Source organism: Lacinutrix jangbogonensis, assembly GCF_000797445.1.
Classification (GTDB): domain Bacteria; phylum Bacteroidota; class Bacteroidia; order Flavobacteriales; family Flavobacteriaceae; genus Lacinutrix; species Lacinutrix jangbogonensis.
Genome location: NZ_JSWF01000024.1, coordinates 37,444 through 61,567 on the forward strand (window position 1 = coordinate 37,444; position 24,124 = coordinate 61,567).

23 protein-coding genes and 1 riboswitch are annotated in these 24,124 nt (G+C 31.4%); of the genes, 3 read left to right on the forward strand and 20 right to left on the reverse strand.

The features are described from left to right. Positions 1 to 211 precede the first annotated feature (211 nt). The 6 genes from sppA to RH82_RS06270 all read right to left on the reverse strand — a co-directional run bounded on the left by sppA (position 212) and on the right by RH82_RS06270 (position 6,716). Positions 212 to 1,972, reverse strand: a complete 1,761-nt coding sequence (gene sppA, locus RH82_RS06245) for a signal peptide peptidase SppA (RefSeq protein ID WP_034059113.1) — start codon at positions 1,970 to 1,972, stop codon at positions 212 to 214. Between the two features lie 50 nt (positions 1,973 to 2,022). Then, positions 2,023 to 3,108: an AMP-binding protein gene (locus RH82_RS06250; RefSeq protein WP_034059114.1), complete on the reverse strand. Its 1,086-nt coding sequence runs from the start codon at positions 3,106 to 3,108 to the stop codon at positions 2,023 to 2,025. Positions 3,109 to 3,111: 3 nt separating this feature from the next. Next, positions 3,112 to 4,068: a CPBP family intramembrane glutamic endopeptidase gene (locus tag RH82_RS06255; protein ID WP_034059116.1), complete on the reverse strand. Its 957-nt coding sequence runs from the start codon at positions 4,066 to 4,068 to the stop codon at positions 3,112 to 3,114. 3 nt (positions 4,069 to 4,071) lie between these two features. Next, on the reverse strand, positions 4,072 to 5,103 hold the full coding sequence (locus RH82_RS06260) for an o-succinylbenzoate synthase (protein WP_034059118.1): 1,032 nt from the start codon (positions 5,101 to 5,103) through the stop codon (positions 4,072 to 4,074). 126 nt (positions 5,104 to 5,229) lie between these two features. Next, positions 5,230 to 5,988, reverse strand: a complete 759-nt coding sequence (locus RH82_RS06265) for a carbonic anhydrase family protein (protein WP_034059119.1) — start codon at positions 5,986 to 5,988, stop codon at positions 5,230 to 5,232. 41 nt (positions 5,989 to 6,029) lie between these two features. Then, positions 6,030 to 6,716, reverse strand: coding sequence for a DUF2490 domain-containing protein (locus RH82_RS06270; protein WP_034059121.1), 687 nt, complete (start codon positions 6,714 to 6,716; stop codon positions 6,030 to 6,032). Positions 6,717 to 7,021: 305 nt separating this feature from the next. On the opposite strand from RH82_RS06270, the gene RH82_RS06275 reads away from it, so the two are divergent. After that, the gene (locus RH82_RS06275; protein WP_034059122.1) at positions 7,022 to 7,921 is read left to right on the forward strand and encodes a sterol desaturase family protein; all 900 of its coding nucleotides are present in this window, start codon (positions 7,022 to 7,024) and stop codon (positions 7,919 to 7,921) included. Here the strand turns inward: RH82_RS06275 and RH82_RS06280 are convergent. The 4 genes from RH82_RS06280 to RH82_RS06295 all read right to left on the reverse strand — a co-directional run bounded on the left by RH82_RS06280 (position 7,918) and on the right by RH82_RS06295 (position 11,062). Further along, positions 7,918 to 8,595, reverse strand: a complete 678-nt coding sequence (locus RH82_RS06280) for a metal-dependent hydrolase (RefSeq protein ID WP_034059124.1) — start codon at positions 8,593 to 8,595, stop codon at positions 7,918 to 7,920. The two genes, RH82_RS06275 and RH82_RS06280, sit on opposite strands and share 4 nt — an antisense overlap. Positions 8,596 to 8,632: 37 nt before the next feature. Beyond that, positions 8,633 to 9,211 (reverse strand): SPOR domain-containing protein, encoded by a 579-nt coding sequence (locus RH82_RS17740; RefSeq protein ID WP_052158240.1) that lies wholly within the window; start codon positions 9,209 to 9,211, stop codon positions 8,633 to 8,635. Positions 9,212 to 9,222: 11 nt separating this feature from the next. Next, positions 9,223 to 10,158, reverse strand: a complete 936-nt coding sequence (menA, locus tag RH82_RS06290; protein ID WP_394330725.1) for a 1,4-dihydroxy-2-naphthoate octaprenyltransferase — start codon at positions 10,156 to 10,158, stop codon at positions 9,223 to 9,225. 64 nt (positions 10,159 to 10,222) lie between these two features. Further along, the gene (locus tag RH82_RS06295) at positions 10,223 to 11,062 is read right to left on the reverse strand and encodes a 1,4-dihydroxy-2-naphthoyl-CoA synthase (RefSeq protein ID WP_034059127.1); all 840 of its coding nucleotides are present in this window, start codon (positions 11,060 to 11,062) and stop codon (positions 10,223 to 10,225) included. Positions 11,063 to 11,118: 56 nt separating this feature from the next. Between RH82_RS06295 and RH82_RS06300 the strand changes: the two genes are divergently transcribed. Further along, positions 11,119 to 12,213: a C1 family peptidase gene (locus tag RH82_RS06300; protein ID WP_034059128.1), complete on the forward strand. Its 1,095-nt coding sequence runs from the start codon at positions 11,119 to 11,121 to the stop codon at positions 12,211 to 12,213. Positions 12,214 to 12,215: 2 nt separating this feature from the next. Here the strand turns inward: RH82_RS06300 and RH82_RS06305 are convergent, their stop codons facing one another. The 5 genes from RH82_RS06305 to RH82_RS06325 form a co-directional block, all read right to left on the reverse strand. Next, a complete protein-coding gene (locus RH82_RS06305; RefSeq protein WP_034059129.1) occupies positions 12,216 to 13,052 on the reverse strand; it encodes a CvfB family protein in 837 nt (278 codons plus the stop codon). 148 nt (positions 13,053 to 13,200) lie between these two features. After that, the gene (locus RH82_RS06310; protein ID WP_034059216.1) at positions 13,201 to 13,539 is read right to left on the reverse strand and encodes a DUF2853 family protein; all 339 of its coding nucleotides are present in this window, start codon (positions 13,537 to 13,539) and stop codon (positions 13,201 to 13,203) included. A gap of 114 nt (positions 13,540 to 13,653) precedes the next feature. Then, positions 13,654 to 15,390, reverse strand: coding sequence for a 2-succinyl-5-enolpyruvyl-6-hydroxy-3-cyclohexene-1-carboxylic-acid synthase (menD, locus tag RH82_RS06315; protein ID WP_034059130.1), 1,737 nt, complete (start codon positions 15,388 to 15,390; stop codon positions 13,654 to 13,656). A 39-nt stretch (positions 15,391 to 15,429) separates the two neighbouring features. Beyond that, positions 15,430 to 16,566, reverse strand: coding sequence for a chorismate-binding protein (locus RH82_RS06320; RefSeq protein ID WP_034059131.1), 1,137 nt, complete (start codon positions 16,564 to 16,566; stop codon positions 15,430 to 15,432). 38 nt (positions 16,567 to 16,604) lie between these two features. Beyond that, entirely contained in the window at positions 16,605 to 17,030 is a 426-nt protein-coding gene (locus RH82_RS06325; protein WP_034059132.1) for a PaaI family thioesterase, read from the reverse strand. A gap of 48 nt (positions 17,031 to 17,078) precedes the next feature. Between RH82_RS06325 and RH82_RS06330 the strand changes: the two genes are divergently transcribed. After that, positions 17,079 to 17,711: an alpha/beta hydrolase gene (locus RH82_RS06330; protein WP_034059133.1), complete on the forward strand. Its 633-nt coding sequence runs from the start codon at positions 17,079 to 17,081 to the stop codon at positions 17,709 to 17,711. Between the two features lie 227 nt (positions 17,712 to 17,938). Here RH82_RS06330 and RH82_RS06335 read toward each other — a convergent pair whose 3' ends face one another. The 5 genes from RH82_RS06335 to RH82_RS06355 all read right to left on the reverse strand — a co-directional run bounded on the left by RH82_RS06335 (position 17,939) and on the right by RH82_RS06355 (position 24,081). Beyond that, positions 17,939 to 18,517, reverse strand: a complete 579-nt coding sequence (locus RH82_RS06335; protein WP_052158241.1) for a PAS domain-containing protein — start codon at positions 18,515 to 18,517, stop codon at positions 17,939 to 17,941. Next, a riboswitch (cobalamin riboswitch) is annotated at positions 18,518 to 18,647 on the reverse strand. It abuts the gene before it with no gap. Between the two features lie 129 nt (positions 18,648 to 18,776). Continuing rightward, positions 18,777 to 20,534 (reverse strand): serine hydrolase, encoded by a 1,758-nt coding sequence (locus tag RH82_RS06340; RefSeq protein ID WP_034059134.1) that lies wholly within the window; start codon positions 20,532 to 20,534, stop codon positions 18,777 to 18,779. A 170-nt stretch (positions 20,535 to 20,704) separates the two neighbouring features. Then, positions 20,705 to 22,018, reverse strand: coding sequence for a metal-dependent hydrolase family protein (locus tag RH82_RS06345; protein ID WP_034059135.1), 1,314 nt, complete (start codon positions 22,016 to 22,018; stop codon positions 20,705 to 20,707). A gap of 312 nt (positions 22,019 to 22,330) precedes the next feature. After that, positions 22,331 to 23,278 carry an NAD(P)H-dependent flavin oxidoreductase gene (locus tag RH82_RS06350; RefSeq protein WP_034059136.1) on the reverse strand — a complete coding sequence of 316 codons (948 nt, stop codon included), beginning with the start codon at positions 23,276 to 23,278 and terminating at the stop codon, positions 22,331 to 22,333. A 68-nt stretch (positions 23,279 to 23,346) separates the two neighbouring features. Next, complete coding sequence (locus RH82_RS06355; RefSeq protein WP_034059137.1) at positions 23,347 to 24,081, reverse strand: class I SAM-dependent methyltransferase; 735 nt, start codon at positions 24,079 to 24,081, stop codon at positions 23,347 to 23,349. Positions 24,082 to 24,124: the final 43 nt, after the last annotated feature.

Genomic DNA, 24,124 nt, shown 5'->3' on the forward strand with positions numbered 1-24,124 from the left:
ACTTTTTACTCTATTAATTTTATTTAAAGTTTATGCTCTTATAGTTTTCCGCGAGACTTAAAAACAAACTCTTTTACATACTATACGTATTTTAGTTTAGAAAATGAGTTTAGCTTTATACATACAGAATCCTCTAAATCGATGTCTTCACCTTAAACATCAATAATAACAAGTTTTCCAAGTATTCGGTCATCTTCTGAAGCAATAAAAACTATTTGATTTCTGTAGCAAAAGGAAACATAAGTTGAATTCCTTTTTGCTTAGTCATTGTTTTAATTTCTTGTAAAATCTTATAATTTTCTGCTCCTAATTCTTCTTTCATTAGGGCTTCTTTAGATTGCACTAATCCAAAACCTTTTAACATAGCCTTCAAATTTTTATCGAAAACTGGATATTGAATTATTCTATACTCTTCTACTTCTGTAAGCTCTGCTGCATAAGCTAAAGCAGCATCTAAACCACCTAGCTGGTCTACCAATCCATTATTTACGGCATCTGCACCTGTCCAAACTCTACCTTGTGCAATGTCATGTACAGCCTCTTGCGTCATATTACGACCTTGTGCTACTCTATTAGTAAACAAATTGTAAACAGACGCAATACTTTCTTTAATAAAATTACGCTGGTTGTCGTTCATTGGTTCAAATAAGCTATAAGCCACCGCATTTTTATTAGTAACCACCTGCTCTGCGTTAATGCCCCATTTATCTGCCAATCCTTTTACATTTGGTAAAGTTCCAAATACTCCAATACTACCTGTTATTGTTGTAGGTTCTGCGAATATTCTATTAGCATTACACGCAATATAATAGCCACCAGAAGCAGCAACGTCTCCCATTGAAACTATTATTGGTTTAACTTTTTTGGTGAGTTCTATTTCTCTCCAAATAAGTTCACTAGCCAAAGCACTTCCTCCGGGAGAGTTTACGCGTAAAACTATAGCTTTAATCTTATCATCGTTACGTGCTTTTTCTAAGGATCTATTAACTGCGCCTTGCCCAACAGATGTTTCGTCGCCTTCTCCATAAAAAATCTGACCTTCGGTATAAATTACAGCTATTTTATCTTTTGCAGTATATGGCTTTTTATTGGATGCATACAAGGCATAGTCTTCAATTAGGATCGTATTTAACTCTTTTTTATTGCTTACACCAAGCGCCCTTTTTATCCCTTTTATATACTCATCATGATATCCTATTTTATCAATCAAGCCTGAGCTTAAAGCCAGTTGTGGTGTTCTAGATAGTAAGTTGTCTGCTATTGTATTTAATTGTTCTGTTGAAATGTTTCTACTTACCGATACTTCCTTTTTTACTTCACTCCAAATACCATTTAAATACGCACTTATTTGCTCGCGGTTATTTTCGCTCATTTCGTTTTCCAAATAAGGTTCTACCGCACTTTTATATTTCCCTAACCTAACAACTTCCATTTTTATACCCGATTTTTCTTGAAAATCTTTAAAATATAAACGCTCTGTAGATAAGCCTTTAAATTCCAAAATGCCAACAGGGTTTATATATAATGTATCTGCAACTGAGTTTAAATAGTAATCTTTTTGCGAGTAAACATCTCCATAAGACACTATAAATTTTCCTGATTCTTTAAATTTTAAAAGTGCGTCTCTTAGCGCTTTTGTTTGAGACATTCCTGCCATTACAAAATTATTATCTATTGAAACACCCTTAATATTCTCATCTGTTGATGCGTAATCTATGGCATAAATTAAATCGAAAAGACCATTTTTTTCGTTTTCATCTAAAAAAGGATAGTCCTTAAAGGTTGTTTGTGCTGCATAATCTTTTATTGGGAAATCTAATTTAAGTTCTAAAATTGAATTTTTTCTAACAGTTAATGTGTCATCTGAAGAGGATCCTACCAGCATACCAATCAGTATTAAAAATCCGAAACAAATAAATAGAAAAACAAATATGCCTATAACTGTTGAAAATACGCGTTTTATAAAATTCATAATATTAATTTTTATTAAGCTATTAGTATTATTAAAGTGATAGTTAAAGTTTACTTCAATAATTTCAAGGTATCTTTTCTGTTAATTTTACCAGAAGATGTTTCAATAAATTTAGAAATTACATAAATATTTTTTGGTTTCTCAAATTTATTTAATGTCATAAAATCTGAAGGTTTCAGTGTTACAAATTCAGCTTCAACAATTAATATTAACTGTTGTCCTAAAGTCTCATTTTTTTCTGAAGCTATAAAAAAACGTTCCTTTATCGTTTTTTTAAGTTGTTCTTCTACTTGTTCTGGATTTATTTTTAAGCCTCCAGAATTTATTATGTTATCGAAACGACCTAACCATTCAAATTCATTTTTAGAATGCATTTGAACTACATCGTTAGTTATTATTTCATTTTTAGAAAACTGTGGTGCATTAATAATAAGACAGTCTCTATTATCTTGTGAGATATTTATGTTTGGTAAGACTTTGAAGTAATTAACCACAGATTGCCACGTCGCACCGACTCGCAATGATGTAAAATTATTTAATTGTTTTACAGCAATATGCGACACTGTTTCCGTCATGCCATAAGTCTCAAAAATAGTAGTTTTTAAATCTTGTAATTTAATTTTTAAGGCTGAAGACACTTGTGCTCCTCCAACTATAATCGTTTTAATTGACTTTAATTTACCTCTATTTTTTTCAAGTTGTAAGGGCACCATTGCAGTAAAATGGTAGTGCTTTTCTTCAGCTATTTCTAAATTAGATTTTGGTTCTATACTATCCAATTCAAGACCTAAAACTAGAGCACGAACGAGCATCATTTTTCCTGCTATATAATGCGCTGGTAAACATAAAAGTGCGGAATTACTTGGTTGTAAGTTAAAATGAGCACCTGTTGCAAGAGCACTATTTACCATCGCTTGTTTTTCAATTATTATTGTTTTTGGAATACCAGTAGATCCAGAAGTTTTAAGTGCTATTGTATTAGCTTTGTCTTGCCATTGTAATAAAAATTCGCCAATATCATTATTATAAGACGCCTCGCTTTCTATTAACTGTAATGCAAGAGCTTTTAAAGTCTTAAAATTATAATGTGTTCCATGATACTTAAAACACTCATGAACTGTATCGAAAATCGGCATGTATTAGTCTATTATTTTGTAGTTTTCTTCTGGTGGCTCTACAACTTTTCCAAATAGTTTTTCTTTCCAATTGGTCCATTTATAAACTTTAGCAAAGATAAAAATGATAATTGGGAAGATAATAAAAACTGGTAAAGCAATATCGGTAAAACCAACTCCTGGTTCTGAAATATCTTTAAAAATAGAATGTGTTTGTAAAACCGTCCAATCTGCTGAGACTAATAATGCTCCAAATAAATTATTAGCAGCATGAAACCCTAATGCTAATTCCATACCTTCATCCATAAGTGTAATAATACCTAAAAACAAACCCGTTCCAATATAATATACCATAACGACATAGCCCAATTTACCCACTTCTGGATTAAAAATGTGCAAACCTCCAAAAATAAAAGAAGTCACAAGTAAAGGAAACCATCGGTTTTTCGCTAAGGTACCAAGACCTTGCATTAAATAACCTCTAAAAACATACTCTTCTGTACTCGTTTGAATTGGTATTAGTATGATTGCAATTAAAGCTAAAATTAAAAAACGTTCTAATTCAAAATTCCAAACATAACCTTCTGGAGCTAAATAATAATCCAATAAAACTAAGCCTGATGATAGTATTCCCCAAAAAATGAAAGCAAACCAAATACGCTTCCAATCTATTTTTTCTCTTGCAGTAGTTAGCTCCTTTATAGATTGTTTATGTAGATGTTTTACCACTAAAAACAATGCTAATAATGCAAAAGCAAAAGAAAGTAACAAAAGAAATAAATTTAGATTTGGCTCTAAAACAGTCATTAATTCTTGTTCTGTCATCGAAAAAACAGAACCACCTTCTTCCACAGCCTTAAAAAGTGCCACAAATGTAAAAGGAATTTGTCCAATTATGGCTCCAGCAATGATTATTCCAGAACCAACCAGATATCTCCAAAACTCATGCTTAACCTTAAAAGCCTGTTGTATATAATTCATAATCTATAAATTAAAATTCCAATTTTTATTAGTGTATTGCAAGGTACCATTTTTTACTTGTAAAGGCGATTGAAAATTGTTAGTAAACAAACTTCCTGTTCCTAATCCTTGAGGCATTTTATTCTGTTTTAAATACGTATATTGTGCAATGGCACTAAGGCCTACATTACTTTCTAAAGCACTGGTAATCCACCAATTTATATCTTGTTTTTCTGCTAAAGTTATCCACTCATCTGTTCCTGAAAAGCCACCAATAAAACTGGGTTTTAGTATTATATATTGTGGTTTTATAGTTTGCAGTAATTCTATTTTTTTGTCTGTTGTAAAAACACCTATTAGTTCTTCGTCTAAAGCAATCGGTAATGTTGATTTCTCACACAAATTAGCCATGGCTTCAAATTGGTGTTGCTTAATTGGTTGCTCAATAGAGTGCAATTTAAAATCGCTTAACCGTTTTAATTTGTCTAATGCAGTATCTGGATTAAAAGCGCCATTGGCATCAACACGTAATTCTATATCGCTTTCGCTGAAATGCTTTCTAATACCTTTTAGTAAACTTAATTCTGTTTCAAAATCTATGGCTCCAATTTTAAGTTTGATGCATTTAAAGCCCGCTTCAATTTTATCTTGAATTTGTTGCTTCATAAAGGCTTCCGTTCCCATCCAAATTAAACCGTTTATTGAAATCGTAGCTTCATTTTTCGTGAATTTTGATGGAAATAAATCAAAATCATCTTCAGTTTTAAAAGATCTAAAAGCCATTTCTAAGCCTATTTGAATACTTGGGAACTCTATGTTTTTAGCTAAAAGAAAAGCCAAACCTTTAGTTATGTTTTCGCAAGTGTATTTAAGTTGTGCTTGATAATCTGGTCTATCGTCTACAGATAAACCTCGAAGAATGCCACATTCTCCAACACCTCTTTTTCCTTCCGAAGTTATTATAATAAACCAAGTTTCTTTCGTTTTTAAAACACCTCGCGAAGTTCCACTAGGTTGTTTAAAATTAAGAATATGTTTGTGGTAAGTTGCTTTCATTTTTCACATCAAAAATACACAGAAATATAAAAAGTTGACGCTTTTTTTTTACAAAAAACATCAACTTAAATGACTCTTACAAATAATTTAAAGACTAACTCAAATATTTTAAAGATTAATTAAATATTATAGAAAATTAACACGACCTGTTTCCATATCATAAACAGCTGCCACAATTTTTATTTTACCTGCTGCTTCTAATTGTTTTAACTTAGGAGATTGTTTCTTAATATCTTCAACCGTTTTTAAGGCATTATTATTAATAACAGTGTTAGTGAATTTGGTGTTTTCAGAAGACACTTCTCCTGTTTTCTCTGTCATATCTATAGATGGTTTAATCTCTTTTAGCAAATCGTCTAAAGCAAGCATATTCATAGATTTAGCATCTGTATTATCTATTGCATGCTTAACGGCGCCACACTGAGTATGACCCATTACGATCACTAATTTAGATCCTGCTACAGCAGTTGCAAATTCCATAGAACCAACAATATCTCTGTTTTCAATATTACCTGCTACACGTGCTACAAAAATATCTCCTATTCCAAGGTCGAAAACATCTTCTACTGGAACACGACTATCTACACAAGATAATACAATGGCTTTTGGGTATTGACCTATGGTTGCCATTCTGCGTTGTGCTGAATGATCGCGCTGCGTTAAGTTATTACTTATAAAGTTTTCATTTCCTTTTATTAGACGCCCAATAATTTCATCTGGTGTCATGTTGGCCTGTTCTCGAGCTGTAAGAATACTTTTTATTGTATTTTGCTTTACTTCTGCGGTTTCAATAGCAACTTCTTTAACTTCCTTTTTCTCTTCTTGACAAGAAAACATACCGAAAACTAATACTACTAAACCTAAACTTTTTAAATGATTTTTCATGTTGATTATTGTTTTGAATTTATAAAATGATACTTAATTAATTAAAAATTATGGTGTACACTAAATTGAAGTTGGCCTTTTCCCCAGTTAACTGTCTTTTGATTCATCCAACCGAATTGAAAACGTATAGATGGTTTTAAGATGTAACCTATTCCTAGATATGTTCTGTTTCTATCGAACAATTCAACAGATCTATTGTCGCCTATACGTTCTTGTCCATTGATAAATAGCTCATTATAAAAAGCTGCATAAATAGCCTTTTCATCCAAAGTCTTTTTATTAATTGGTATGTTAACGAATACATTATAACGGTAACGCGTTCTAAAATCTTGATTTTCTACAAAACGTTGTTCATATCTAAAGCGATGTGTTAAAAAAACGCGACCTAATATTTTTTGAGGAATTAATGCTTCTTGGTAGATTCTATTTTCTCCAGAAGTGTCATCACTATCACCAAAGACTCCTGAAGTAATATTAGCATAGCCCAAAGTAAACTTAACATCGGCGTCTTTAGGAGCATATGTTAAACCTGTTCTTACTAATAATTGCTCTAAATCTCCTGCCAGATTCCAATTTCGATGTTGAATATCGCCTTGAATACCAAATTCACTATCTTTAAATTGATGATTAAAAAAATACATATACCAAGCACCCGTTTTAGACTCATCCACTTGAGAAAATGCAACCGAAGAAAACAATATAAAAACGAAAACAATAGCTTTACTCATATTATAAAATGTTATAAGCGCAAATACAATAGTAATACTATTATATTTGCGCTTATAATGATTAAATTAACCAATATTTAACACATAACCAACATCTAAAAGCAAAATACTAAGCACATATTTAAAGCCAGTTCAAAATAATAAAACCAGAGAGAATAGATCCATTTATTTTAGTTCTAAAAAAAACACGAGGAACGAGTAGCTTGTATAATTATAAAAATATTTTTTGTTGTAAATTGCTTTATTAAGTGTTATCAAAATCACCTGTTGACAAACCCAACTTGGTATTAAATATTTCATAGCTAATGAGTACATTCCCAAATCTAATTTTATTTGCAATCCCATTTTTTGCTGCCTCCCTTTTTTTAGAAGCTTATGCTATTTTTAAGCAACATAAAACTTATGATATTAAAGATGCTTTAACGTCCATTGCTATGGGGATTGTTAATGTAATGCTAAACTTTATTAGTAAAGCAATAGTGCTAATATGCTTTTTATATGTCTATAATAATTATAGATTGTTTACTATACCAATGGCCTGGTGGAGTTTCACCTTACTTCTGTTTGCAGACGATTTTTGTTATTATTGGTTTCATAGAATATCTCATCAATGCAGACTGTTTTGGGCTTCACATGTAGTACATCATTCTTCAGAAAGATATAATTTAAGTACAGCCTTAAGACAAACTTGGTCTGGCGGCTTCTATACTTTTATTTTTTGGTTAGCCTTACCGCTTTTTGGTTTTCATCCTGGAATGATAATTTTACAAATGTCAGTTAGTTTAATCTATCAATTTTGGATACATACTGAAACCATTAACAAATTACCCAAATGGTTTGAAGCCCTCTTTAACACGCCTTCTCATCATCGTGTACACCATGGAAGTAATCCTATTTATCTCGATAGAAACCATGCAGGAATATTTATTATTTGGGATAAATTATTTGGTACTTTTCAAGCGGAATTAGATGAAGAAAAAGTAGTCTATGGTTTGGTAGAAAACATAAAGACCAACAACCCAATTAAAATTGCATTTTCAGAATGGTTCTATATGCTTAAAGACGCCTTTAGTGGTAAAAAGTCTATAAAAAGCAGAGTGTTATATTTAATTAAACCACCTGGTTGGAAACATGATGGAAGTGGTATTTCAAGCGATGATTTGCGAAAAGAATGGATGGAATCTAAGAATGCTAAAAATAACTAAAGAGCAATACTTTCTCCTATTTCTAAAAGCATTAAATCTTTATTCTTATCAAAAAATTTACGTTTAGCAACGTCATGGTCAATTTCGATATAACCAAAAGTATCAAAATGATAACCCAAAATTTTATCACACTCCACAAAATCACTGGCTATAATAGCATCATCAATTCCCATTGTAAAATTATCGCCAATAGGTAAAATAGCTAGATCTAGTTTGGTTTGTAGTGGAATAAGTTTCATATCGAAAGTTAAGGCTGTATCTCCAGCAATGTAAATATTTTTATGTTGTCCTTCTATTACAAAGCCTCCTGGTTGTCCGCCATAACTACCATCTGGAAAAGAAGAAGAATGAATAGCATTTACATATTTTAAGCTCCCAAAATCAAAACCCCAAGTTCCTCCATGATTCATTGGATGGTTTTCAAGTCCTAAACCTCCAAAATATGAAGCGATTTCATAATTAGAAACTATAACGGCCTTAGTACGAAGTGCAATGGCTTCAACATCTAAAATATGATCTTCATGGGCATGTGTTACAAGAATGTAATCGGCTTCTATATCGTTAATATTTATATGTGATGCTTTTGAGTTTCCAGTAATAAAAGGATCTACAAGAATATTAACATCGTCAATTTGTATGCTTATACACGCATGACCATAAAATGTGATTTTCATAGTTATAATTTATTACTGTTATCTATTAAGAATACTTTTAATTAGCTTCTTCTATTTTTAAGCGTTTATCGTTTTTAAACGATGCGATAAAAGCGTCCTTAAAACCTAGTTTTACTAATTCTCCTCTAAAGTCTTGTGCTTCTTGTAATGTACTAAAATTACCTAAAGCATATTTATTATAGCCACTTTCACTTATTTCTGTAAAATTAACCAAATTTGAAGAAAACAAACTCAAGTCTCTTTCTTTAAAAGCTCCTATTTGCACAGCATAAATTATTTGATCTTTGATAGATTCTTGAACTTCTACATTAGCAATCATTTGCTCCAAACTAGTTGATTTTTGTTCTAAGTTTATAATTTTTTGTTTGTAAGCCTCTAGACTATCAGTTTCAATTATTTGTTGGTATTCTTGAACTTTTACATAATCTTTAGAGTAACTAAACACATAGAATATAAAGGTAGCAAGCGTTAAAAAAAATAAGCAGGCCAAAATAATACTTAAAATGGTTACCTTTCTTTTTTGTTCTTTGGTATGGTTAACCTCTTTTGTTAGCGCTTCGTTACTATCTTGAAACGCTAATAAATTTTTATAATCTTGTTCTTCAACATGTGGCATAATAAATTGGTTTAAGTATTAAATATTGCAAATAATATAGCAAATAAAAAGGTGCTTAGGGCTACTTTTTTTAATTCTCCATCTAAATCTTTATGAATAACATTTCTAGCAACCACAACCATATTTAGTATTAGAGGAATAAATGCTATTAAAAATAAATACTGAATTGCAGAATAATAATGAAGCTGAACATAAAGTAGTGCGCAAATTAATGCTGTAATAATTAAAGAATAATGATAAATTTTTGCGTTCTGACTTCCAATTTTAACGACTAAAGTATTTTTATTTGCTTTAGCATCTTCAATTCTATCTCGCATATTATTAAGATTAAGCACTGCAACGCTTAATAAACCAATGCTTGTTGCTGGCAAAAAAACATCCCAATTAATTGCTTTTGTGTATAAAAAACAGCTACCAACGACACCTAACCAGCCAAAAAAGACAAACACAAAGACATCTCCAAAGCCAGAATAGCCATACGCATTTTTACCTACAGTATATTTTATTGCTGCTGCAATAGAAACAATTCCTAAAATAAAAAACAACACAGAATATCCAAAATTATCTACACCAAAAGCCTTGTAAATCAATAATAAAGCGACAATTAAAGTTAGGATAGCTGTAATTACCATAGCACGTTTCATTTGCTTTGGTGTAATTATACCAGAAGCAACTAAACGTTGCTCTCCTACTCTATTATCGTCTGTACCTTTTATGCCATCTCCATAATCGTTTGCGAAGTTGGATAAGACTTGAAATCCTATGGTCGTTAATATTGCTAACCAAAAAATTGAGGATTCTAAAACACTAGGACAACCAAAACAACAAAAAAAACCCGTCTCATTAAAAAGATGAAAATTTGTGCTTCCTAAAGAACATCCTACAATTATCCCAGAAATAGAAAGTGGTAATGTTCGTAATCGAGCAGCAGCAAGCCAATGTTTTATAGTCAATTTCTCTTTATTTATGAATTCAAAAAACTAAAATCGTTATGCGTTAATTGTAAGTCCATTAAGGAATCCATTGTTTAGGAAAGTTAGGCTTTCTTTTTTCTAAAAAGGCATCTCTACCTTCTTTTGCTTCATCTGTCATGTAAGCTAAACGTGTAGCTTCGCCTGCAAATACTTGCTGTCCAACCATGCCATCATCTGTTAAATTCATTGCGAATTTAAGCATCTTAATAGAGGTTGGCGATTTTTCCAATATTTCTTGAGCCCAAGTATAAGCTGTATCTTCTAACTCATCGTGAGGAATTACTGCATTTACCATTCCCATGTCATATGCTTCTTGAGCAGAATAATTTCGTCCTAAAAAGAAAATTTCACGAGCTTTTTTCTGTCCTACCATTTTTGCAAGGTATGCAGAACCATAACCACCATCAAAACTGGTAACATCTGCATCTGTTTGCTTAAAAATCGCGTGTTCTTTACTAGCTAAAGTTAAATCGCAAACTACATGCAAACTATGTCCACCACCAACTGCCCAACCTGGAACTACTGCAATTACAGCTTTTGGCATAAACCTAATTAAGCGTTGTACTTCTAAGATATTTAACCTATGGTAACCGTCTTCTCCAACATAACCTTTATGACCTCTCGCTTTTTGATCGCCTCCAGAACAAAATGAATAGATACCATCTTTTGTAGATGGACCTTCAGCGGATAATAATACCACTCCAATATTAATATCTTCTTGTGCATCGTAAAAAGCATCGTAGAGTTCTTTAGTTGTTTTTGGTCTAAATGCATTTCTAACATTTGGTCTGTTAAAGGCAATTCGTGCTACACCATTACTTTTTTTATAAGTAATATCTTCATATTCTTTAACGGTTTTCCAATCTGGCTTGCTCATTTTTCTTATTTTAGTCAAAAATAAATCATTTTAAATAAATAAATACATGTCTTACTATGAAAAATAACAACTTGCTATGCGTTTTACTTTTTGCTTCATTTTTCGGTTTTTCGCAATCTTATCAATTTAAAACTATTGTAGATTTAGAGGCTACAGATGTTATTAGTCAAGGAAGCACTGGCACATGCTGGAGTTTTTCGGCTTCCTCATTTTTTGAAAGTGAAATTATTAGACTTACAGGAAAACGTATTGATCTTTCTGAAATGTACTCGGTTAGACATACCTATACTGATAAAGCATGGAATTATGTTATGAGACAAGGCAAAGCACAATTTAGCCAAGGTGGTTTGGCACACGACGTTATTAATAGTATGACTGACAATGGCATTGTCCCTAATAAGGTGTTCTCTGGTTTACATGAAAATGAAGACAAACACAACCACTCTAAATTAGCAGATACATTAAAGAAAGTACTGACAGTCTATTTAAAGGATGAAAAGAAATATCCTGGTAATTGGAAAACAGATGTAGAAAATATACTTGATCAACATTTAGGAGATAAAGTAGTTTCTTTTAATTATGAAGGTGTGCAATATACACCTCAATCTTTTTTAGAAATGACTAAAATTATTCCAGAAGACTATATTACAATTACTTCGTTTTCACATAAACCATATTGTGCTAATTTTATTTTAAATATTCCTGATAATTTTTCTAACGGAAGTTTTTATAATATGAAATTAAATGAATTTATGACTACCATAAACTATGCATTAAACAATGGGTTTACTATAGAGTTAGATTGCGATGTGAGCGAAAAAACATTCTCATCTAAACATGGTATTGCAGTTGTACCAGAAGATGGTGACGTTAATGCGTTATTAGAGATTATGCCAGAAAAAGAAATTACTCCTGAGTTTAGACAACAAGAATTTGAAAATTTTAATACTACAGACGACCATTTAATGCATATTGTTGGTATTCTAAAAGACCAAAATGGAAACACGTATTACAAAGTAAAAAATTCTTGGGGAAATAAAAATGTTGGAAATGATGGCTATATAAATATGAGTGAAGCTTATATGAAACTAAAAACCATTTCTATTACCTTACATAAAGATGCCATCCCAAAAGCTATTATGCAAAAATAAATTTAGGCTTGAACTAAGCGAATGCCATCTTTATCGATGGTAATTTGCTTTTGTTTGTAAAGTGTACCAACGGCCTTTTTGAAATTCTTTTTACTCATTTCAAAAGTCTCTTTAATGGCTTCTGGTGAAGATTTATCATGCAATGGTAAATATCCAGAATTGTCTTGAAGTGCTTCTAAAATTTTCTTTGCATTTGGTTCTATATTTCTAAAACCAATTTGGCCTAAAGCAATATCTAACTTATTTCCAGGTCTTACTTTTTTAACGATACCTTTTAAACGATCTCCAATGCTTATTTCTTGAAAAATATTATCCTTATAAATTAAACCAATATGCTGTTTATTTACAATAACATTCATTCCAAAATCACTTGGATGCGAGACTATTAATTCTACTTCCTCAAAATCTGAAACTGATAATTCTGTATTATCTAAAAACCGATTTGTTTTACTGGAGGCTACAAGTCTTTCAGACTTTTCATCAAGATAACAATGTACTAAATACCAACCTCCTTTTTTCATTGGGAAGGCTTGTTCTTTAAACGGACAAAATAATTCCTTTACCATTCCCCAATCAAGGAAAGCACCATAATCGTTTACTGTATTACAACGTAAAACTGCAAAATCTCCTTTTGTAATATGTGGCTCATCGGTTACAGCAACCATACGTTCCTCATTATCTAAGTAGATAAATACTTCTATATCGTCTCCAACTTTAAAAACGTCTTCTACATAACGGTTTGGTAATAAAACTTCATTACCATCTGTATCTCCTAAAAACATACCAGGTTCGGTATCTCTAAGGATTTCTAACGTATTAAATTCTCCAATATTTATCATGTTGCAAAAATACTAATATTAATACTCAAATGTGTTGTTTTTTTTCATTTGAAAGTAATTTCAATATCCTAATAAAAGTTCAGGACAAGAAAAAAGCGTTACAACATAAGTTATAACGCTTTAGTAAATTATATAATACTTTATTTAATTAGTAAACTGATTCTTTTTTAAAGTGCTTAGCTAATAAATAATAAACTACCGCTCTGTACTTGTTTTTATTAGAACGACCGTAAGTTTCAATTACTGAATCTATTGCCTTATCTAAGTCTGCACTATCATTTAAACCTAATTTCTTAATTAAGAAATTATTTTTTACTGTTGCCAGTTCAGATGGATCTGTACCTGAAACTGTTGCAGAATCTTTATTATAAATAGAGGGTCCACAACCAATTGTTACTTTGGTTAAAAAATCCATATCTGGATTTGTACCACATTTGTCTTTTAAGTCTGCTGCGTATTTTACAATTAGATCATCCCTTTTACTCATAATTTTAGTTTGTTTTAATTCTTTATAAATATACAATTTTTTTGCATTAATAAAATTATTCATTTATTAATTTACAACCACAATATCGATAAAAAGTAGAATATACCCGTTGAATTACTTAATTTTACTAAAATAGTTAAGCAGAATGGTGTCATTTTCTTTACTAGGTGTAAACACTTCAAGTAATTTTGGCTTCAACGTTTCGTTATAAAAAGTATCTAAAGCGTGAGACAATTCATTCTCGTTTGATGCTGTTTTGTATTCAAAATTATACATTTCGCACAGTTGCTTGGCAGTCAAGTTATGCTTAGTTTCAAAATATTGATCGAAATTTTTTGTGTTTTTATGTCCAGGTAAAATTCTAAAAATACCTCCTCCTTCATTATTCACAACAATAACTCTAAAATTATTAGGAATATAATTATTCCAAAAGGCATTACTGTCATAGAGAAAACTTAAATCCCCAGTAATAAAAGTGGTTTGTAATTTAGAAGCCGTTGCAGCACCAATAGCTGTACTCGTGCTTCCATCTATTCCACTTGTACCTCTATTACAAAAGACTTCTAATGATTTATTTAAATCGAAAAGCTGTGTATATCTAATAGCAGAACTATTACCTACTTGTAATTGTGATTGGCTGGGTATTGATTTTAGTAAAACATCGAAAACCTTAAAATCGCTAAAAGGAATCGCCTTCATATAAGTTTCATGCTTTTCTCTTCTACTGTTAAAAGCTCTAAGCCAAAAACTATTATAGTCGCTTTGCTCAGGTTTTACGTGTTCTAAAAATTCAAAAAAGAATGCATTAACAGGTATTTTAAACACTTTATTTAAACTAAAATATGTATCATTTGCATTGTGCTCACCAATATGCCAATGCTGTTTAGGTTTATATGTTCTTAAGTATTTTTTAATCTTTTTAGACACAACAAGCCCTCCAAAAGTTAATAATATATCAGGTTTTAAAGCTTCTAATTCTTCAGTATTTAAAGCACCAATTAATTTATCGATTCCAGGAATAAAACGCTCATGGTGAATATTAGATGTTGTTTCTGTAAGTATTAAGACACTTTCGTCTTCTGCTAAAATATCTAAATACTTTTGGGCAATAGTATTGGGTTGGTTTACTCCTACTAAAACCAATTTACGTTTTGAATTATTCCAAAGCTTAGTAAAAGCACTAAAATCTTCATTTGTAGTATCCGTTTTTTCTAGCGGAATGACTTCTGGGTTCACAACTAGTTCCTCGACCATATCATACAAAGGCTCATTAAAAGGAACGTTAATATGCACAGGTCCTTTTTGTGAAACCGAAATATTAAGGGCTTTATTTATCTGTATTTCATTGTTTTGCTGAACTGTATTTTGTAAATCAAGCTTATTCTCAATACTTTTTAGTATTGAAAATTCGTCGTTTTCAAGTTTATTTGTTTCTTGTAAATCTTGTTTTAAATTTGCCGAATATAAAATATGATTTTTATAAACCTCTTCTTGATTTATGGTTTGCCCATCACCAATTCCAACCAAGTGTTTTGGTCTGTCTGCACTTAAAACTACTAAAGGAATATTGCTATAAAAAGCTTCCGCAACCGCTGGATAATAATTTAACAATGCACTACCAGAAGTACAAACAACCGCAACAGGTTCTTGAATTTGTTGTGCAATACCTAATGCAAAAAATGCTGCACAACGCTCATCTACAATACTATAACTTTTAAAAAAAGGGTCGTGAGTAAAACCGATGGTTAAAGGTGCATTTCGGCTTCCTGGAGATAACACAATATGCTGTATGTTTTTAGCTTTACAAAGCTGCACAACGGTTTGAGCAAGTGGAATTTTTGGATATATCATTTCTATAACAAAAATACAAAATAGCCTATTTAAAAACTTCTAAAACAACACCTTTTTCATTGTTTGGGTTTTATTTACAGTTTCGTCCCATTCATTCTCTGGAATAGAGTCTTTGGTAATACCTCCACCAATATAAACACTTGCTTTTATGTCTGTTAATTGCATACAACGGAGGTTAACAAATAGATTGGAAACTGTTTTAACAGCATTATAGGCGTTATTCTCAACATTACGCCGATTAGTATTTCTTCTGGTTTCTTCTTTGCTATTTAATTCGCCTAAAAAACCGGTATAAAACTCACGATTATAGTTTTCATTTTCTAAAATAAATTGTTTGGTCACCGTTTTTGGCAAGCCACAAACTGCTGGAGTTGGATGCAACATCTCAACAACAGCTTTTAAATTTGAACTTAAAATACCAGAAACCTTCGTTCGTAAATGCAGTAAATCCCCTGCTTTTATAGTTTCTACAGGTGCAACACTTAAACTGCTAACTAAAGGTTGTAAACTACCGACTAAAAAATCAGTTACGAGTTGTTGTTCTTCGGTTTCTTTAGCTTTCCAAATTGGAGTATCATCTCCTTTATATTCTTGAGTTCCTGCTAAAGCCATTGTCGTAAATCTACTTCCTGTTACACTTAGCAAGGTTTCTGGAGTTGCACCAAGCCATAACCCTATTTTGGGATGATACCAACAATATACAAAGGCTGTTTTGTATTGCGATAACAAGCGTTTAAAAAGTTGAATAGGGTTTGCTTCGGAAAGTTTTACGTCTTCCTTTCTGGATAATACTACTTTTTTAAACGTATTATTTTCAATAGCTTTTATTGCTTTTGAAACGAGATTAAGATGAAAGTCTCGTGCTTCATTTGATTTTTCCACTTCTTTACTGTGGATTAGCTTCGCTGAATCTTCGATTTCCTGCTTTTTTTCTAGAATGATAAATTCGGTTTCTAATGTTGCTGATTGCGCTGTAGGCATTAAAACCGTTTGTTTTTTAGAATCGAAAGGCGCAAAAACAAATCCGATTTCTGTTAAATCCTTAGAAGTATAAACAGTATCATCATTTTGAAACACTCCTTTTACAACCGAAACATTAGGTTTACGATACAGCACAAATGGCAAAGCATCGTCAAAATGATTCTGGGCAATTTCAAAAAAATCTTCTGACTGCATTAATTATATATTTTTTTCATTTCCGTGAAGACGGAAATCTATTTCTTTTTTGGTAACGAAATAGTAGATAATCTACAAATAGACACTAGATTATTGGCTTCATCTGTTACTCTAATATCTAATAATTGCGTTGTTCTTCCTTTATGTAAAAAGGTAGCTTTTGCATAAACAAAACCTTCCGTTACACTTTTTAAATGATTTGCAGTAATCTCTAAACCACGTACAAACATTTTATCTGTATCTGTAAAAATATGAGAAGCAAAACTACCAACACTTTCGGCTAAAGCTGCCGTTGCGCCTCCATGTAAAACACCGTCAGGTTGGTGTACTCTCGATGTTACCGGCATTCTAGCAATTAGAAAATCGTCACCAAAATCTACAATTTCGATGTTTAAAGTTTCCATTAATGTGTTTTTACTTGTAGCGTTCGCTTGAGCAAGCATTTCTGTTTTAGAAATATTCATCTATTTACCGTATTTTTATGACCTCAAAAATACGAAACAAAACACGCAATGCAATCAACCCAAAAGGAAATATTTTACAGTACAAAAAAGCCCTATTCTACTTTAAATATCTTAACCGAAAACACTAAAACGGTTTGGTTTGTTTGTCATGGTATGGGTTATTTAAGTAAATTTTTTATACGTTATTTTAAAGACTTAAATACTGAAGATAATTACATTATTGCACCTCAAGCGCCTAGTTTATATTATCAAAGCGGATTTAAACATGTTGGAGCAAGTTGGTTAACAAAAGAAAACACTTTAGCTGAAACAGAAAACATCATGAATTACTTTGATGCTGTTTTAGCTGAAGAACGTATTCCAGAAAATATAAACCTCATCGTTTTAGGCTATTCTCAAGGTGTTAGTGTTGCCTCGCGATATATTAAAAACAGGCAATTACAATGTTCGCAATTAATATTACATTCTGGTGGATTACCTAAGGAATTAATTGCTGAAGATTTTAAGTTTTTAAAAGCGAAAGTTTCTTTAGTTTATGGTATTGAAGATGAATACTTAAATGAAGAACGCATTGCTCACGAAACGGAACGTGCTCAAGAATTATTTGGAAATGATCTGAGCATTATTCCTTTCGATGGCAAACATGTGGTTAATGTGGCTATTATTAATGGATTGGTTTGAGGCTTTCTGTCATTGCGAGGACCAAGAACATGGCAGTCTCTTCAATTTAAACACGATATTTCATTAAAGATTTAGAAAGATTCTTTTATTAGTTTAGTTACTCGATTTTCATCATAGAAAATAAGAAGCTATCTAATATTTAAACAGAATTGACTTATTATAATGAAAAGACGAGAAAACCGGTAAAAAGAAATTTCTATTAGTTTGTTATATAACTAAATTCATTACTATCTATAAACTTCTTTTTCTAAAGCTAACAAATGCGTTAGTATTCCTTCTTTATTTTTTAATGGCACTATTTCAATTTCACAGATATAAACATCTCCGTTTTTTCTGTAATTTAGGACCTTTTCTTTAAATCGAAATTGCTTTTCAATATTATCTCTTATTCGACTTGAAGTTTCTAACGAAGTCTTTTCTCCTTGCAAAAACCTCGGTGTTTTACCTTTTGTAAAATTTACAGGATACCCAGTCATTTTTTTAAAACCTTTATTAACCCATTCAATTTCTTGATCAATATTGGTTAAAATTATAACATCAAAATTTAGTTTCGGTAATTCTTCTTTAATATTAAAAGACCAGTTATACTTCTCCTTATAATCTTCTAAAACTTCTATATCAGAATTTTTACTAAATTCTAAAGCTTGCCTATCAAGAAACGAAGCATAAAAGTCCCAACTTTTTAATGGTGCTCGAAGTGGTGTGTTTTTCATTAGTTTCATTTTAAAACGCTCTAGAATGAAACAATAATAGTTAGGAATAAGTGTTTTTCCATAACTATTAGCAGCTCCATATCGCGAAAGCATTATTATTAATTAGTAAAGGCAAGTATCTGGCTTATAATAATGGTTATTATTAATTACAGTTGCGCGACAGCTTGTGATTTTAACACAATTCCTTTTGAAATGACCTTATACCTTGCAAGAATAACACTTAATATATTAACTTACAATTTCTTAATATTATTTTATGAAAAATATGTCCTGAGAAAAAGGATAATTTCTTCCAAAATAAAAAACCCTTCAAAATTTCAAGGGTTTTTGAATAGTTTACTACTTAAACTTTTTACATTTTCTTTCCCACAATTTCATTTCCGCCTTGCAATAGTGTAACGCTTTCTATTGCTCCACTCTCATTTTTATTAAACGTAAGTTGTGCAGTAACTACTTTAAGATAAAATACGTTTTCAGATTTTGGAAAAACATCAAATACGGGTTGTCCTGTGGCTTGAGCTTTTAGTTGGTTACCGTCTTTAGTAACTGTGAGTATAAATGTTGGAGCCAATTCATATTTACCAAGATAGCTTTGTAATATTGCATCTGCAACAACGACTTCTTTTACTAAATTAGAAACATCTACTCCTAATGTCTTTAAAAAATCAATCCCATTTTTGTTATTTGGGTTTATTTCTACAGACTTTTTATAATTTACTACAGCTTGTTCTTTGTTTCCGCTATTCATTAAGGCTTCAGCATAACTATCGTACGCATTAAAAGATTCTGGAAAAGCGTCCACATTAAGCTTAAATACAGTAATTGCTTCATCTACTTTTTCAGATTGCAATAATTTATAACCCATACTATTCATATCACTTTCGACTAAATCATAATCACTAGACAATTTAATAGTATTATAATGTATCAATGCTTTATCCATTCCTTTCGCTAAAATCTTATCATAAAATGCATTTGCAACAGATTTTTTAGGAAAATCGTACGACTTACCATACATAATACCACGAATAGCTTCTGCCATATCATTAAGTGGTGCTCCTCCTGTATTGTTTAACAATACAATTAAAGATTTGTCTGAAAGTGCTCTAGTTATTAAGGTATTAAAACCATTTATTCCTCCGCCATGATTAATTGTTGCTATACTCTCTTCGGTATTGCCAATAGGCTCACTACCCATAAACCATCCATAACCATAATAGCCACTTCCTGCTTTTATATGATTACCAAAAAATAAATCCATAGACTTTTCTGAAAGTAATTTATTAGTATATAAAGCTTGATCCCAAAGGTATAAATCTTCGACTGTAGAATATAAAGATCCTGCGGCATAGGGAATACTCATGTCTAGGTAATTTGAATTTACAAACGCTTCTCCTTCTTTTTGGTAACCTGTTGCTCTATTTTTTAAAATAGTAGCATGATTATCGAAACCAGAATTTTTCATATTAAGCGGTGTAAATATGTTTTCCTGTAGCATTTGCTCGTAGCTTTTACCTGAAACTTTTTCTATTAAAGCACCCAATAGAAAATAAGCAGAATTACTGTAGTTAAACCTATCGCCTGGCGTAAACTCTAAATCCATACTAGAGAATGTTTTTACAAATTCTGTTGGTGTGTACGGATCTCTACTGTCGTTTTTAAAAAAACCTGGAAATGCTGTGTAATTTGGAATACCAGAAGTATGGGTTAATAGATGATGTATTGTAATAATATCACCATTAGCTTTAGGGTAATCCGGAAGGTATTTAGTTATTGGTGCTTGCAAATCCATTTTACCAGCTTCTACTAATTGGAGAATTAGCATCCCAGTAAACTGTTTGGTTATAGAACCTAATCTGTGTTTTGTATTGGGAGCGTTTGGAATATCCCATTCCATATTAGCAAAGCCAAATCCTTTTTTATAAATAACTTTACCTTGTTCTGCTACTAAAACAGAACCATTAAATGTTTTGTATTCTGTATAGGTCTCAATGAGTTTGGTGATTTGTTCTTGTTTACTTTGCCCAAAAGAGACATTGATAAAAAATAATAATGCTAAGAACATTAAAGCATTTGATCTCAAATACTGATGCTTTAATTGTTGTTTCATAATAGTAGTTTCTGATTGATTAAAAATATATGACGACTAATCATGCCAATAAGTTACAATAAAAATGAGCTATTATTTTAAAACATTAATTTTACTCTTAAAAACCAGTTATTTATAGACTAAATTAGTTTTTAAAATATTTGGGAATTCCATAACCGTTACATAGCCATTTAATCCTTGAAAACTTCACCAGATTTCATTACAAACTGAACATTTTTTAAAATACTTATATTGGTAAGCGGATCGCCATCAACAGCAATGAGGTCTGCGATTTTTCCTTTTTCAATAGACCCAATTTCATCAAACATTCCTAATAAAGTAGCTGCGTTTATAGTAGCAGTTTTAATGGATGCTTCTGGACTCATTCCATACTTTACCATAAGTTCAAACTCTCTGGCATTGGTTCCGTGTTTACTAACACCAGAATCAGTTCCAAAAGCTATGTTAACATTTCCTTTTACTGCTCTTCTAAAAGAGGCTTCAACAACAGGTATTACCTGTTCTATTTTTTTAACAATAAAAGGTGGGATTTGATCATTTATTTTAGACTCTTCACCCAAATAAACACCTGCAAGAAGCGTAGGAACTAAGTAAGCATCATTTTTCTTGAAAAGCATCACAGATTCATCGTCTAAATAAGAGCCGTGTTCTATAGAATCTACGCCTGCTCTCAAAGCTGCATTGATGCCATCTGCTGCATGTGCATGTGCTGCTACTTTTCTTCCTAGCGAATGTGCTGTTTCTACAATAGCGAGTAACTCATCATCTGTTAATTGCTGCCCAACTCCTGCAGAAGTATTACTTAATACACCACCTGTTGCAGTAACCTTAATTACATCAGCACCTTGTTTAACCAAGGCTCTTACTGCACGTCTGCAATCATCTGCTCCATTGCAAATCGCTACATCTTTTTCTAAAGCATTAAGAACTTCCGATCTATAACCATGAAAATCGCCATGACCTCCTGTGGCAGATACAGCACCTGTTGAGGCAATAATTCTTGGGCCACTTATAATTCCTTTTGCAATTGCCCTTTTAAGCGCATTAATATTTGTGTACTTCGCTCCAAGGTTTCTTACAGTAGTAAACCCAGATTGTAAGGTGATTTTTAAGTATGGAATGGCTTCTAATGCAAAATCTTCGTCATTTAGGGTTAGCCATTCATGTGGATTTCTATTTGGGTTACGTTCTCCAGTTATATGTGTATGCATATCTATTAAACCAGGCATGACAAACTTTTTACTAAGATCTATTAGATTAACGCTATCCTGAGCATAACCCAATTGTTCGGGATTAAGAAACCCGTCTTTTACACTAGAAATTAATCCGTTTTCAATAATTATGGTTTTCTCTGTTTCGACACCTTTTCCTGGAACAGCAAGCAACTTTCCTGCATGAATAATAGTTATATTCTGAGCATAGAGGTTACTAAATAGCGTTGTTAAAATAAAGGTGAAGAATAAAATAGTTTTAAATAATTTCATATTTTATATTGGTTATAACGTTTAGTAAAAAAAAGCTTGTTTCAATACTTACCGCAAGTTAAGTACAAATGAATTTTATAAGACGTTAAACGAAGTTCGACTATTTATTTTAAAAAGTCAAGTTTGAACAAAAATCAAAACCATTGATATTAAATTGGTTAGAACCATAATATAAAATCTTCTTAAAAAAAAAACCTTATAACAAAAATCGATATTCCTTTTCCTATTTATATCGCTCAAATTGCAAATAGTACGGTCATAAATGGTTCAACGAATAAGGTTTATCTACTCAAAATATTTAGAGTTTCGTTATTAACCCACCAGCTTAGCAATTATATCCTTGACAGGCAATATCGCTTTAGTATGTGCAATACTTGGTCCTGCTACCCAAACGGTTTTATAAGTCACTTTTTTAGCAGCATTTTCGGCAGCTTTCATACCAATTGAAAAACGAACCATCTTCACCCATTTTTTTAATTTCTTATTTTTATTTAAAACAGTTTCTAACCAAGTCTGCTTAGTACCTATTTTTTGAACATAAGGTGTATTTATTACTGTACAAGGTGTCCCTGAAATACGTTCAGTCATTACAATATCTTCTGCACCATAATCTACACAAGCTTGTTTGTAGTCGTCTGTAACTCCTGCTTCTATAGATGCTATAAACGGGCTTCCAACGCTAACGCCTTCTGCTCCATAACTTATCATTCTATCAATATCTGCTTTACAACCAACGCCTCCAGCAGAGATTACTGGAATGCTTAATGCTTTACTTAATTGGTTTGTTAATTCTTCAGGTGTTAAATTTCCTCTGTGTCCACCAGCTTCATTATTAACTGCAATAGCAGCATCTGCTCCTAATTGTTGTACTTTTTCTGCGAAACGCAAATCGGTTACATCACAAAACACTTTAATACCAACTTTATGAGCTTGCTTAATAGTTTCTTCTGGACTTCCTAAAGACGTGATAATAAAATCGCAGCCTTCCTCGCAAATGACTTCTAACTGTCCTTTGTATTTAATATTAGATTTATTTACAATTAAGTTAAACCCAAACGATCCACCTTCAACTTTATTAGCTTTAAGCTCTTTTAATACAGCTCTTAATTCATCAAGCGTTCTGTAATTAAGTGCTGGAATACAACCTGCTATTCCATTATTCATAGCTTCTGTTACCATTCCAACGTTAGAGACCAAAAACATTGGTGCTTGAATAATTGGATATTTTATGTTTAAGAGTTGTGTAAGTTTGGTTTGCATCGTCTAAAATAGTTTTAACAAATATAATCTTTATTTTATTATGCATGCATAACAATAAAACTAAGATATTATTTTTTAAAGGCTTTTATAATTGTTTCGGTATTTGAAAAACCAAAAACATTATCATTATTTTCATTATAATGAATCGCTTTAGTAGTAAAACCAACATGTTCAAGGCGGTTAATTAAGCCTGATACAGAATAAATTCTTAAATGATCTTCCTGACCAAAATGCATTAATCTTTGTTCTTTTGAAACGATACTGTTATCTTCATAAATATCACCTTCTTTAAAAGGTGTTTGAATATAACACACTCCATTTTCGTTTAATATTCTATAAAGTTCCAACATAGCTTTATTATCTAGATCAATGTGCTCAAGAACATAATAACATACTATGACATCAAAATAATTATCTGGTTCATCAATATCCAAAATATCTAATTGTTTATCTGCTTTAAACTCACCAATATAATCTGATGTTATATATTCTTTTACATTAGAATTTTTAATATTTTCACTTAATTTAAATGATGGCGAAAAATGAAGCATGATTTTACTTTCTATTTCATTCTCTAGCACATACCACAATCGCCTTGACCTAGAAACACTTCCACATTTAGGACAGAGTTTATTTCCTCTTACGTTCTCAATAAATTTTGACATCTTAAAATCACAAAGATTACATTGAAACTTATTTCCTAAATACATTAAAGAAATAGCACGTCGTAAGGCTTTCTCGTTTTTATAAATAAACGATTGAGGCATAATATTCTTTATTATCTTTTTTATGTTATTATACATTAATTAATATAATTTGTTGTTGCTAAATTAATTTATTACAATG

What these genes read in the sequence shown, in the direction of transcription:
- sppA (WP_034059113.1), bottom strand. Translation starts at nt 1,972, where the DNA reads ATGAATTTTATAAAACGCGTATTTTCAACAGTTATAGGCATATTTGTT.
- RH82_RS06250 (WP_034059114.1), bottom strand. Translation starts at nt 3,108, where the DNA reads ATGCCGATTTTCGATACAGTTCATGAGTGTTTTAAGTATCATGGAACA.
- RH82_RS06255 (WP_034059116.1), bottom strand. Translation starts at nt 4,068, where the DNA reads ATGAATTATATACAACAGGCTTTTAAGGTTAAGCATGAGTTTTGGAGA.
- RH82_RS06260 (WP_034059118.1), bottom strand. Translation starts at nt 5,103, where the DNA reads ATGAAAGCAACTTACCACAAACATATTCTTAATTTTAAACAACCTAGT.
- RH82_RS06265 (WP_034059119.1), bottom strand. Translation starts at nt 5,988, where the DNA reads ATGAAAAATCATTTAAAAAGTTTAGGTTTAGTAGTATTAGTTTTCGGT.
- RH82_RS06270 (WP_034059121.1), bottom strand. Translation starts at nt 6,716, where the DNA reads ATGAGTAAAGCTATTGTTTTCGTTTTTATATTGTTTTCTTCGGTTGCA.
- RH82_RS06275 (WP_034059122.1), top strand. Translation starts at nt 7,022, where the DNA reads ATGAGTACATTCCCAAATCTAATTTTATTTGCAATCCCATTTTTTGCT.
- RH82_RS06280 (WP_034059124.1), bottom strand. Translation starts at nt 8,595, where the DNA reads ATGAAAATCACATTTTATGGTCATGCGTGTATAAGCATACAAATTGAC.
- RH82_RS17740 (WP_052158240.1), bottom strand. Translation starts at nt 9,211, where the DNA reads ATGCCACATGTTGAAGAACAAGATTATAAAAATTTATTAGCGTTTCAA.
- RH82_RS06295 (WP_034059127.1), bottom strand. Translation starts at nt 11,062, where the DNA reads ATGAGCAAGCCAGATTGGAAAACCGTTAAAGAATATGAAGATATTACT.
- RH82_RS06300 (WP_034059128.1), top strand. Translation starts at nt 11,119, where the DNA reads ATGAAAAATAACAACTTGCTATGCGTTTTACTTTTTGCTTCATTTTTC.
- RH82_RS06305 (WP_034059129.1), bottom strand. Translation starts at nt 13,052, where the DNA reads ATGATAAATATTGGAGAATTTAATACGTTAGAAATCCTTAGAGATACC.
- RH82_RS06310 (WP_034059216.1), bottom strand. Translation starts at nt 13,539, where the DNA reads ATGAGTAAAAGGGATGATCTAATTGTAAAATACGCAGCAGACTTAAAA.
- menD (WP_034059130.1), bottom strand. Translation starts at nt 15,390, where the DNA reads ATGATATATCCAAAAATTCCACTTGCTCAAACCGTTGTGCAGCTTTGT.
- RH82_RS06320 (WP_034059131.1), bottom strand. Translation starts at nt 16,566, where the DNA reads ATGCAGTCAGAAGATTTTTTTGAAATTGCCCAGAATCATTTTGACGAT.
- RH82_RS06325 (WP_034059132.1), bottom strand. Translation starts at nt 17,030, where the DNA reads ATGAATATTTCTAAAACAGAAATGCTTGCTCAAGCGAACGCTACAAGT.
- RH82_RS06330 (WP_034059133.1), top strand. Translation starts at nt 17,079, where the DNA reads ATGCAATCAACCCAAAAGGAAATATTTTACAGTACAAAAAAGCCCTAT.
- RH82_RS06335 (WP_052158241.1), bottom strand. Translation starts at nt 18,517, where the DNA reads ATGCTTTCGCGATATGGAGCTGCTAATAGTTATGGAAAAACACTTATT.
- RH82_RS06340 (WP_034059134.1), bottom strand. Translation starts at nt 20,534, where the DNA reads ATGAAACAACAATTAAAGCATCAGTATTTGAGATCAAATGCTTTAATG.
- RH82_RS06345 (WP_034059135.1), bottom strand. Translation starts at nt 22,018, where the DNA reads ATGAAATTATTTAAAACTATTTTATTCTTCACCTTTATTTTAACAACG.
- RH82_RS06350 (WP_034059136.1), bottom strand. Translation starts at nt 23,278, where the DNA reads ATGCAAACCAAACTTACACAACTCTTAAACATAAAATATCCAATTATT.
- RH82_RS06355 (WP_034059137.1), bottom strand. Translation starts at nt 24,081, where the DNA reads ATGTATAATAACATAAAAAAGATAATAAAGAATATTATGCCTCAATCG.